The 11,052-nt window shown below is 38.4% G+C and carries 11 protein-coding genes; 5 read left to right on the top strand and 6 right to left on the bottom strand.

The genetic code is table 11. From position 1 onward, the window contains the following. A partial coding sequence (locus J582_RS23605; protein WP_032048729.1) for an AEC family transporter occupies window positions 1-426 on the top strand: 426 nt, incomplete at its 5' end. Between the two features lie 34 nt (window positions 427-460). Here J582_RS23605 and J582_RS23600 read toward each other — a convergent pair. The 3 genes from J582_RS23600 to J582_RS23590 all read right to left on the bottom strand — a co-directional run bounded on the left by J582_RS23600 (window position 461) and on the right by J582_RS23590 (window position 3,046). Then, window positions 461-1,285, bottom strand: a complete 825-nt coding sequence (locus J582_RS23600) for a tetratricopeptide repeat protein (RefSeq protein ID WP_031981654.1) — start codon at window positions 1,283-1,285, stop codon at window positions 461-463. 182 nt (window positions 1,286-1,467) lie between these two features. Next, window positions 1,468-2,178: a DsbC family protein gene (locus J582_RS23595; protein WP_031981656.1), complete on the bottom strand. Its 711-nt coding sequence runs from the start codon at window positions 2,176-2,178 to the stop codon at window positions 1,468-1,470. 145 nt (window positions 2,179-2,323) lie between these two features. Next, window positions 2,324-3,046 (bottom strand): YgfZ/GcvT domain-containing protein, encoded by a 723-nt coding sequence (locus J582_RS23590; RefSeq protein WP_031981657.1) that lies wholly within the window; start codon window positions 3,044-3,046, stop codon window positions 2,324-2,326. Between the two features lie 213 nt (window positions 3,047-3,259). On the opposite strand from J582_RS23590, the gene J582_RS23585 reads away from it, so the two are divergent. From J582_RS23585 to J582_RS23570, 4 genes are all read left to right on the top strand, one after another. Further along, complete coding sequence (locus J582_RS23585) at window positions 3,260-3,712, top strand: SRPBCC family protein (protein WP_081404819.1); 453 nt, start codon at window positions 3,260-3,262, stop codon at window positions 3,710-3,712. Window positions 3,713-3,857: 145 nt separating this feature from the next. After that, the gene (locus J582_RS23580; RefSeq protein ID WP_031981660.1) at window positions 3,858-4,214 is read left to right on the top strand and encodes a DUF488 domain-containing protein; all 357 of its coding nucleotides are present in this window, start codon (window positions 3,858-3,860) and stop codon (window positions 4,212-4,214) included. 90 nt (window positions 4,215-4,304) lie between these two features. Then, window positions 4,305-4,649: a zinc ribbon domain-containing protein YjdM gene (locus J582_RS23575; protein ID WP_019457546.1), complete on the top strand. Its 345-nt coding sequence runs from the start codon at window positions 4,305-4,307 to the stop codon at window positions 4,647-4,649. 210 nt (window positions 4,650-4,859) lie between these two features. Further along, the gene (locus J582_RS23570; RefSeq protein ID WP_019457547.1) at window positions 4,860-5,201 is read left to right on the top strand and encodes a YegP family protein; all 342 of its coding nucleotides are present in this window, start codon (window positions 4,860-4,862) and stop codon (window positions 5,199-5,201) included. Window positions 5,202-5,257: 56 nt separating this feature from the next. Here the strand turns inward: J582_RS23570 and J582_RS23565 are convergent, their stop codons facing one another. The 3 genes from J582_RS23565 to J582_RS23555 all read right to left on the bottom strand — a co-directional run. Beyond that, entirely contained in the window at window positions 5,258-6,973 is a 1,716-nt protein-coding gene (locus J582_RS23565) for a proline--tRNA ligase (protein ID WP_031981661.1), read from the bottom strand. 59 nt (window positions 6,974-7,032) lie between these two features. Next, window positions 7,033-10,131 (bottom strand): efflux RND transporter permease subunit, encoded by a 3,099-nt coding sequence (locus J582_RS23560; RefSeq protein WP_031981662.1) that lies wholly within the window; start codon window positions 10,129-10,131, stop codon window positions 7,033-7,035. 15 nt (window positions 10,132-10,146) lie between these two features. Continuing rightward, window positions 10,147-11,052: efflux RND transporter periplasmic adaptor subunit (locus tag J582_RS23555; protein ID WP_032048727.1), on the bottom strand; the 906-nt coding region annotated here is incomplete at its 5' end.

The raw sequence follows: 11,052 nt of genomic DNA, 5'->3' as shown, positions 1-11,052 counted from the left end.
AAAAATCCTGTAATTATTGCAATTTTGGTGGGGATGAGCTGTATCTTGCTAGGTATTCATCTGCCTTCAAAACTTGGGCAAGCTTTAGAACTTTTAGGAAGGACAGCTTCGCCTCTAGCACTATTTGCTATTGGCGGCAGCTTAGTTGGTATAGGTATTACCGCCGTGAATTTACAAAGTGTATTGTTGGCTGGGTTTAATGTCATTCTTATGCCAGTTGTGATTTTTGGGTTATTCCTTTTATTACCAAACGTCAGTCAAGAGATGTTATATGCTGGAACATTAATTGCGGCACTTCCAATGCCAATTGCTTTTGGTATTTTTGGGCAAGCATATGGTTTAAATGAAAGAGCATTAACACCTTTAATGATAAGTACTATTATTGGTTTTATTGGAGTAAGTGGGCTTATCGCTTTGTGGTGGTAAAAGAAAAGCCCCATACGGGGCTATTGTTTCTTTGCTATTTTTTAGGTGCAGGCTGTGTAGGGGCGGCTGCAGCTTGTTTATTCTTCTCAGCAATAATCTTTTCGACTGAAGCTAAAGACTCTCTAGCATTAGGAACATTTTGGTTAGCAAGTTCAGTAAAAATCTGTTTTGCTTGAGGCAAGTTCTGAGGAATAATATTGCCATTTGCCATCATAGTCGCTAAAGCCATAGATGCTGGTGCATAACCTTTTTGTGCAATTGCTTGTAAAGCTTCAATGCCTTGGCGTTTCATTAGCGGGTTTTTATTTTCAACCCCTTGGCTAATATCATAAAGTGCTTTGACTTGAATAGCAGGGTAGTTTCCTTTTCGAATTAAAGGCGCTAGCTTTTGTAAAGCAATTTGATGAGACTGTGGCTTTTTCTGAGCAAATAAAATAGTCGCAATTTTTACCGTTGCATCATCAGAGCCTTGAGCTGATGCTTTTTGCACATATTGGCTAAATTTATTACTATCTTTTGCAACGCCTAATTCACCAGTTTCATAAATCTGTGCAAGTCTATAACTGGCCTGAGCATAACCTTTGTTTGAAGCGTCTTCATAATATTTTAGAGCTTTGGCATTATCTTTAGGGGTGCCTTGTCCCATTTGCGTCATATAGCCTAAGTTATAGATCGCTTGAGCATTTCCTGTCTGTGCAAGGCGCTGGATTTCTTGAAAGGCAGCGGGATAATTTTTTGCTGCATACAGTTGTTCTGCCTGTTTAAAGACATCATTTTTTGCCGCAGATGCCGTACTATCTGCCGCAAAAATGGACGAACTTGAAATGGCGATTAGGCTGGCGATGAGTAATTTTTTCATTTCTTTTTAACCTTTTACTTCGTAGCTACATCATTCCGTCGATGTATTGAATCAACTCAACTTCTCATCATAAATAGTGGTGGATGAAAGTAAACAGCCGATTTGTATATAAAACGATGTCTATAAAGCAAACTGTGGAGAAAAATGATATGCCACTCTGGCTAAGAGAGTGGCATATAGACTTATTTTACTGACTTAAGTAATGCTTCAATTTGTTTTGCATCACTTGGTACACCTGAGATTCTTTGTCCATCTTGCAAGAACAATGTTGGTGTTCCATCGATATTTAATTTTTGACCTAAAGCAATATTCTTTTGAATTGGGCTTGAGCAACTTTTGCTATTAGTCGGCAATTTGCGGTTAAGCATATAATTGGTCCAAGCTTCAGACGGGTTCTTTGAACACCAGATTTGGTTTGAAACTTTTTCAGCATTTGGGTGCAAACTGGTCAGTGGGTATAAGAATACATATACCGTTACGTTATCTACCCCAACCATGTTTTGTTCTAGACGTTGGCAGTAAGGGCAATCAGGATCACTGAAAATATAAAGAGTACGTTCCCCTTTACCTTTTACATATTTAATCGCCTGATTTAGTGGTAGGCTTTTAACATCAATTTTACCCAATTCGGCAATTCGTTCTTCTGTCATATTCTTTTGTTGTTTGATATCAACTAAATTGCCTACAAAGAAGTATTTAGCATCTTGATTGGTATAAACAATACGACCGCTTGTATATACTTCATAAATACCTTGCACAGGTGATTGATAAACACCCTTTACAGGTAAATCTGGATAATTTGTCTTCAGATTTTGTTCAAGTGTTTTCACATCAGCATGAGCAGAACCGAAAAAAGCCAAACTTAACATGAGTGTGGCAAGTTTAGTTTTCATATTTTTTCTCTTAGATTTCAACCTCGATTATGATGGCATAGAAAAATTAAAAAATTGATGCCCTAATTAAATGAATTTATTAGAATTTTGTATCTATGAAAAAGCCCGCAGGGGCATCCGCGGGCTTTTTATTTGCTAAATATAATTATTGTGGTCTAGCAACATCACCACTTAAAGCTTCTGGCAAATCGAAAACTTGAAGACCGAGTTCTGCTAAAGCAGCTGGTTTTGCAACAACCAATGCAATATATCCGTCAGTGGTTTGTACACTATTTACCACTTCAATATCGTTATTTAATTGAGTTGCTGGAGCCGGTGCTTCACCTGTGCCTTGAATTAAATGTAACCAGTGTTTTGGTTTTGCTTTAAACCAAAGGCGTGCGACAATTTCCTGACCTAGGTAACAGCCTTTATCATAATTGACGCCTTCACGTTGGTGTAAACGTAATTCTTGTGGTTGGAACTCATGTTCAGTCGCTTGAGCAATCCATGCTTGCCCCGTCATGATGGCTTGTTTTTGCCATTCGGAAATATCAGTTTCTGTAGAGCTGAACTCAGTGTGTCCATTTACAACTTTTGGAAACACAGTGCCTTGTTCACTTAAGGTCATTTTTGAAAATGCACCATATTTTTTAATATGCTTAGCGAACTCTTCAGCTTGATCTTGAGTAACAACAATCTCAAAACTTTCAGCACTAATCTTTTTTAGCCATAGGCCAAAGTGAATACGGCCTTTAAGATCACAAATGGCTGTATAGCGTGTTTCATTTTCAGCTAAACGTTCAGTATCGACAGTCACTTGACCTTGTAAAAACTTCTGTGCATCTACACCGTTTAATGCATATGAGGAGAAAGCGAGCAGACTCATGATTAATCTCAAATTCAATATGTTTCTTTAATGATTGCTGACTATTTTGCTCCATTTTTATCAAAAAATCAGCCTTAGTTTTCGTAATTTAGTTTTGTCAGAAACTGGTTGTATAAATGGAAAAACACCAAAAATATACGTTAAAAGAAATTCTACGGTTTAAGCTATTAAGCACAATTTTTATAACCTAAATGGACTTAAAACAAGGAGAACATAATGGCAACAGGTACAGTAAAATTACATCGTGTATTTAAAGCACCCGCTGAACGGGTTTATCGTGCTTTTCTCGATCCAGATGCTTTAGTAAAGTGGATGGCGCCCCACGGTTTTACTGCGAAAGTTCATAGTTTTGATTCAAATGTAGGTGGCTCATACAAAATGAGTTTTACCAACTTTTCGACAGGATCAACACATTCATTTGGGGGAACTTATGTCGAACTCATTCCAAATGAATTAATTCGTTATAACGACCAATTTGATGATTCAAATTTACCTGGCACTATGCAGGTGACTATTACATTAAAAAGTGTATTAGTAGGTACAGAGGTGCATATTACCCAAGAAGGAATACCAGAAGTTATTCCTGTAGAGGCGTGTTATTTAGGATGGCAGGAGTCTTTGTCCTTATTAACACTGTTAGTAGAAGCCGAGATCCCAGATCAGTAATCGCCTTTTAAAATTTGGGCACCCTAAAGAAAAAAGTGAGTAGAGAGCTACTCACTTTTTTCTTTTTAATTATGGTTAAAAGAGAACAAAATATTAAATGTGTTGATGAGGCCTAAACAATAAGGCTGTCTAGTGAGAAAAAGAGATGGAAATACACATTAAAAGAATTTATGAACATGTAAGTACCAATGATGGAAAACGAATATTAGTTGATCGGCTATGGAGTCGAGGGATAAGTAAAGAAAATGCCCATTTAGATTTATGGTTAAAAGAAATAGCCCCCTCAACTGAACTGCGCAAGTGGTTTCATGCAGAGTCCTTACAGCATTGGAGTGAGTTCAAACAGCGCTATTTAAAAGAACTGGAAACAAACCCAGCAGTTAAAGAGTTACAAGACATTGTGTCCAAGCATAGAGTCACTCTTTTATATTCGGCAAAAGATGTGGAGCATAACCATGCGATTATTTTAAGAGACTATTTATTAGAGAAAGAGAAGAAATGAATATATAAATTTTTTTTTGGTAAAAGTCTTTTATTTAAAACTTTAAAAAATGAGTCATATCTCGCATAATATACTTTTTGAGATTTTTTTATGTCTTTACCAAATTGCCCAAAATGCCAATCAGAATATACCTATCAAGACGGCGACTTATTAATTTGCCCTGAATGCTCACATGAGTGGAAGGAAGGGGAAGCTTCAATTGCTGATGAACAAGAAGTCATTAAAGATGCAAATGGTAATGTCTTGGCAGATGGTGATAGTGTCACTGTGATTAAAGACTTAAAAATTAAAGGTTCATCTTCGGTTGTTAAAGTGGGAACAAAAGTAAAAACAATTCGTTTAGTTCCCGATGCAAGTGATGGCCATAATATTGATTGCAAAATTGATGGTATTGGTCAGATGAAATTAAAATCTGAATTTGTAAAAAAAGCTTAATTTGTTAATTTTAATTACATTTCGGTAGAGGTACCCATCAAGCCTCTACTTTTTTAACTTTCAACATCCTTATAATTTTATTACGATAATGTATAAAAAGTAGACTACCCAAAGTTACACAGCTCATTTATATTGTCATCAATAACAAATAACTTTCGTCCAGAATAATAACGAAAGTCATACCCACACCAACAAAAAAACGAGGTTCTTATGGCAGGATGGTACGAGATTTCACAAGCGAATGATGGACAATATCGCTTTGTACTCAAGGCTGGTAATGGTGAAATTATTTTAAATAGTGAGCTATATAAAGCGAAAGCATCAGCAGTCAATGGTATTGAGTCAGTTCAAAAAAATAGTGGTGACGATGGGCGATATGATCGTTTAACTGCAAAAAATGGGAAACCTTACTTCAATTTAAAAGCTGCAAATCATCAAATTATTGGTACGAGTCAGTTCTATGCCAGTGAAGCATCACGTGATAAAGGAATTGAATCGGTGAAAACCAATGGATCTTCGGCAACCATTAAAGACTTGACGGTTGAGGCGTAAAAATTAAATGTAAAAAAAGCAGCTTCTAAAAGCTGCTTTTTTTATTTATATATTTATTAACGTGCTAATTTAGCTAAAAGTTCTTCTTTAGTTAAATTGCTCGCTTCAGCATCGCGGCGACCTTTATATTCAAACGTACCCGCATCAAGGCCTTTTTCACCAATCACGATACGGTGTGGAATACCCATTAACTCAAGGTCAGAGAATTTAACGCCTGGACGTTCGTTACGATCATCAAGTAATACATCAAAACCTTGAGCTTGAAGTTCAGCATAAAGTGCTTCGGCTGCTTCAAGAGTACGAGGTGATTTGTGTGCATTCATTGGAACAATTGCGATTTCAAAAGGTGCAATCGCTTGAGGCCAAATAATACCTTTGTCATCGTAGTTTTGTTCAATTGCAGCTGCAACTACGCGTGTTACACCAATACCATAACAACCCATTGTTACAGTAAATGGTTTGCCATCTTCACCTAAAACTTTACAGCCTAAAGCTTCAGAGTACTTAGTACCAAGCTGGAAAATATGACCAACTTCAATACCGCGTTTAATTTGTAGTGAACCTTTACCATCTGGAGATGGGTCGCCTTCAACCACATTACGCAAATCAAAGACTTCAGTAATTTGGGCATCACGTTCCCAGTTTACGCCGACAGCGTGTTTGTCAGCTTCATTTGCACCAGCAACAAAGTCAGAAAGAACAGAAGCAGCACGGTCAACAATTACAGTGATACCTTTTTCAACTAAACCTTGTGGACCTGTAAAGCCAGCCGTTATACCAAATGCTTGAAGTTGCTCTTCAGTTGCAAATGTAAGAGGAGCGGCAACTAAAGGATGTTTCTCAGCTTTAATTTCATTCAGTTCGTGATCGCCACGTAAGAATAGAGCAACCACAGGAACATTGCCTTTTTCATCAGCAACGCCTTGAACCAATAATGCTTTGACAGATTGTTTAGGATCAGCATTTAGGAATTGGCAAACATCATCAATTGTTTTTTGGTTTGGTGTTTCAACCAATTTAAATTCTTGCGCAGGTGCTGCGCGTTCACCTACTAAAACAGCCTCAGCCATTTCAACGTTCGCTGCATAATCAGATTCAGTTGAAAATGCGATGTCATCTTCACCACTTGAAGCCAATACATGGAACTCATGTGAAGCTGAACCACCAATCGAGCCAGTATCCGCTTGTACTGGGCGGAAGTCTAAACCTAAGCGAGTAAAAATACGGCTATAAGTGTCATACATTACATCATAAGTTTCTTGTAATGATTCTTGAGTTGCATGGAAAGAATAAGCATCTTTCATAATGAATTCGCGTGAACGCATTACACCAAAACGTGGACGAATTTCATCACGGAATTTGGTTTGAATTTGATAGAAATTTACAGGAAGCTGTTTATAACTTTTTAGCTCGTTACGTGCTAAATCCGTGATTACTTCTTCATGTGTAGGACCAAGCACAAACGGGTTGTCGTGACGGTCTTTGAAGCGTAATAATTCAGGGCCGTATTGTTCATAACGACCTGATTCTTCCCACAAGCTAGCGGGTTGAGTCACGGGCATGAACACTTCCATAGCACCTGAACGATTCATTTCTTCACGAACAATCGCATCAACTTTTTTAAGCACACGTGTTCCCATCGGCAGCCATGTATATAAACCTGATGCCAATTTACGAATCATCCCCGCACGTAACATGAGCTGATGTGAAATCACTTCAGCATCGTTTGGGGTTTCTCTCAACGTTGCAAATAAAAAGCGGCTTGCGCGCATGGAAAAAGTCCTAAAAAGTTAAGCGTTATAAAAACGCAGATTATACGATAGTTGCTGCATTATGACATGAATCGTCGAGTTTGACGCAGCATAAAGTTTTTCAAGTCATCCAGATAAGTGAAAATGACGGGTACTACTACAAGAGTCAACAGGGTAGAGGTTATTACGCCACCAATAACAGCATGGGCCATTGGTGCACTTTGTTCTCCGCCTTCACCCAAACCTAAAGCTAATGGAACCATACCCATGACCATTGCACTTGTGGTCATTAAGATTGGGCGTAAACGGGTTTTACCTGCTTGTAAAATAGCATCATAACGACTTTCCCCATGTTCCATGGACTTTTTAATAAAGTCGATAAGTAAAATCGCGTTTTTGGTTACCAGCCCCATGAGCATAATGATGCCAATAATTGAAAATAGGTTTAGAGTACTTCTAAACAAGAATAGGGCAAGAAATACCCCAATCAATGACAATGGTAAAGATGCCATAATCGCAGCAGGGTGAATAAAACTATTAAACTGAGAACCCAAAACAATATAAATAAATACAATGGAAAGTGTAATAGCAGTTAATGCATAACCCGCAGACTCGGCCATATCTGCATTGGCACCTTGGGTATTGAAGGTATAACCAGCAGGCAACTTAAATGCTTTTTGCATTTTATCGATGTCTTTACCGATATCCCCACTTGGGCGTCCTGACGTATTGGCTTGGATGAGTACTTCGCGCTCAAGATCACGTCGGTTAATTTGTGACGCACCGAATTTTTGCTCGGTTGTTGCTACTGCACTCAATGGAACTAATATCGGTTGTCCATTTGCACCAGTTTTGTTTGAGTTGAGATATAGGTTTTGCACGTCTTGCGGAAGCATGCGTTTGTTTTCATTTAAGCGGATATTTACATCATAAGTTTCGCCGTCACGGTCTTCCCACGTTGTGACATTATCGCCCGCAATGAGTGGTCGAATCGCATTGGCAACTTGGGAAACAGACAACCCTAAGTCACTTGCCAGTACACGATTAATATGAACACCTAAAGTTGGTTTCGGTTCTTTTAACGAGCTTTCTAAATCGACTACACCTTTAATTTTACCCATTTCAGTCATAAATCGATTTGAAATTTTTTGAAGTTCATTCAGGTCAGTTCCTTTAATCGAAATCATGATTGGCTTTTGACCACCAGAAACTGAATCTTGAGCCGCAGCAACGGAGGTAACACGAATACCCGCTACGGTTTGCAAACGATCACGGAATTCATTATTGAGCGTTGTTAAATCTGAACTACGTTGTTGTTTTGGTTTTAAAGTCACTCCTAAACCAGCGTGGTTTTTACCAGAGTCTATTGTGCTATTTACAACCCCGTAGGTAGAAACCACATCGGGAAATTGCCTAATAATTTGATCGACTTGATGTAACTTGGCTTGAGTATATTCTAAAGAAGCATCGACAGGCGTCTCGAACTGAATACGGATTTCACCTTTATCTGGAACTGGTACAAATTCGGTTCCAATCAATTTAGATAAACCTAAGGCCGCAACCAGTGAAGCAATCGCAATAATGACTGTAATAAAACGAAAGCGCAGAGCAAGTTTCAACAGCTTTTCATAAATATGGGTAAGGCCATCTAGTAATTTAGAAATGTGATTAAAGAAACGTTGTAGTCGACTTTCTTTTTTCTTTACCGGGTCTTTCCAATGTGCTGAAAGCATTGGGTCGAGTGTAAAACTGATAAACATAGAAATAAGAACAGCTGTACTTACAGTTACCCCAAACTGGTAGAAGAAACGCCCAATTAACCCCCCCATGAAAGCAACAGGTAAAAATACCGCCACAATGGTAAGTGTAGTTGCGAGTACTGCTAACCCAATTTCTTTGGTGCCATCTAAAGCGGCGGTGACATGGTCTTTGCCAAGCTCTGTATGCCTAACAATGTTTTCTCGAACTACAATCGCGTCATCAATTAATAGGCCAATACTGAGTGATAGAGCTAACAGTGTCATCATGTTAATACTAAAACCAAAAGCCCAGATGAACGTTAATGTTCCAAGCAGGGTAATGGGTAAAGTTAAACCTGTAATGATGGTAGATCGGAAAGAACCTAAAAAGAGTAAAACAATTAAAACTGCTAAACCTGCTCCTTCAAGAATGGTACGTACTACATCTTTAATTGAAGCGCGAATCCCTTTGGAGCTGTCTGCGACGACTTTATAGTTTAATCCCGCAGGCATTTGAGCTTTTAGCTTCTCTAAGGTTTGGTAAGTTTTATCAACAACTTGAATTACATTAGCATCGGAACTTTTTAAAATATCGATAGAGACTGCTGTTCTTCCATTATAAAAAGCGCTGGATTGCAGTTCGGCTTGAGTGTCTTCAACGGTTGCCACTTGTTTTAGGAAAATAGGCGAGCCATTTTTATTGGCAATGACCAAATCACCAAAACCAAAAGGATGAATAACTTTTGATTGAATCTGTACCACTAGTTCAGAATTCTTTTGCTGTAAAGTTCCTGCAGGTACTTCTATATTTTCATTTTTTAGTGTGTTAATGGCCTGATCAATGCCAATACCATAGCTTTGTAATTGTTCAGGATGAACTTTTATACGAATTTGGCGTTTCGCATCACCTAATAAATTGACATTACCTACACCAGAAACGGTTTTAAGCTGCGGCACAATTTTTTTGTCTACATAAGAACTTAATTGAGCCAAGCTCATCGTATTCGACTCAAACACCACCGACATAATCGGGCTAGATGAAGGATCGTAGCGTTGCACAATCGGCGTATCAATTTCATCACGAAATTGAGCGACAACAGGAGCAATTTTGTCGCGCACATCTTGTGCTGCAATTGCTGAAGAGGTATCAAGATTAAACTCTGCAATCACCATCGAAGACCCTTCACTTGAACGTGAAGTAATTTGTTTAATGCCTGAAATTGTATTGATTTGATCTTCGAGTTTTTTTGTAATATCAGACTCAACCGCTTCAGGTGAAGCACCAGCATATTGCGTAGTAACCACTACAAATGGGAAATCTACATTAGGAAACTCTTCAACGGTCATGCGCTTCCAAGAGGCTAACCCGAGTACCATTAAGCACAGCATCATCATAATGGTAAAAACGGGATACTTCACACTGATTCGGGTAAACCACATAAGCTATTTGCTACCTTATTTATTTTTTTCGGCTGTAAGCGTCACTTTTTTATTGATATCGGAATCGTCAAACTGGATACGACTTACCTGATCTGTGCTTTGTAGACCTTGTACCAAAGCAATATTTTCGTTGTAACGCTGCTCAACTACCCGAATTTTGACCTTTTGAATGGTTTGATTGCGTATCACCCATACGAAAGGATCTTGTTGCAGGTTTTGAATACTATCTAAAGGAATAGTTTGTCCTTGATTGCGATCATTTTGCAAAATAATGCCATTAATAAAAGCGCCGATACTGAGTGAATCAATTGCTTCTTTAGGACTCGCAAAGAATTCAATTTGTCGACTATCTTGATCCGCTACAGGTGAGACCCGAGTCAGTATGGCATGTAATTGTTTTGAATTACCCTGAATCTGATATTGAATAGAGCTGCCGACTTTTAGTGCAGATTGTTGCTCAATAGGCAACTTTGCCTGTATTTCTAATTGATTAGGATTAACGATTTCAAAGAGCGTTTGTCCAATCGAAACAGTTTGTCCCGGTTCAACTTGTCGTTTAGTAATGACACCTGAAATCGGGCTAGTAATAATACCATCTCGATCAGCCTTTTTAGCAATATCAACATTGGCTTGCTGAGCTCTAACACTTTCAAGTTGACCCTTATAATCTACCTGACTCTGTTCAAACTCTACACGGGCAATAAAGCCTTGATTAAGTAGTCTTTGTTTTCGGTTCATCAAATTACGTGCCAGTTCTGCTTGTGCCTGAGCTGAAGCCAGATTTGCTTCAGCTTGAGCTAAACGTGCAGCATTATCTTGATTGTTTAATCTGACTAAAACTTGGCTTTTTTGTACTTTTTGTCCCACATTTGCATTAACAGATGTTGCTGTCGCACTGACTTGAGCTTGAATAGAGCTTTG

This window comes from Acinetobacter sp. 1566109 (genome assembly GCF_000582255.1).
Classification (GTDB): domain Bacteria; phylum Pseudomonadota; class Gammaproteobacteria; order Pseudomonadales; family Moraxellaceae; genus Acinetobacter; species Acinetobacter nosocomialis.
The sequence above is the reverse complement of the archived record's forward strand: the minus strand, read 5'-3'. Positions and strand labels throughout refer to the sequence as shown.

Coding starts and splice junctions, on each gene's coding strand:
- J582_RS23600 (WP_031981654.1), bottom strand. CDS start 1,285: ATGAAAAAATTACTCATCGCCAGCCTAATCGCCATTTCAAGTTCGTCC.
- J582_RS23595 (WP_031981656.1), bottom strand. CDS start 2,178: ATGAAAACTAAACTTGCCACACTCATGTTAAGTTTGGCTTTTTTCGGT.
- J582_RS23590 (WP_031981657.1), bottom strand. CDS start 3,046: ATGAGTCTGCTCGCTTTCTCCTCATATGCATTAAACGGTGTAGATGCA.
- J582_RS23580 (WP_031981660.1), top strand. CDS start 3,858: ATGGAAATACACATTAAAAGAATTTATGAACATGTAAGTACCAATGAT.
- J582_RS23575 (WP_019457546.1), top strand. CDS start 4,305: ATGTCTTTACCAAATTGCCCAAAATGCCAATCAGAATATACCTATCAA.
- J582_RS23570 (WP_019457547.1), top strand. CDS start 4,860: ATGGCAGGATGGTACGAGATTTCACAAGCGAATGATGGACAATATCGC.
- J582_RS23565 (WP_031981661.1), bottom strand. CDS start 6,973: ATGCGCGCAAGCCGCTTTTTATTTGCAACGTTGAGAGAAACCCCAAAC.
- J582_RS23560 (WP_031981662.1), bottom strand. CDS start 10,131: ATGTGGTTTACCCGAATCAGTGTGAAGTATCCCGTTTTTACCATTATG.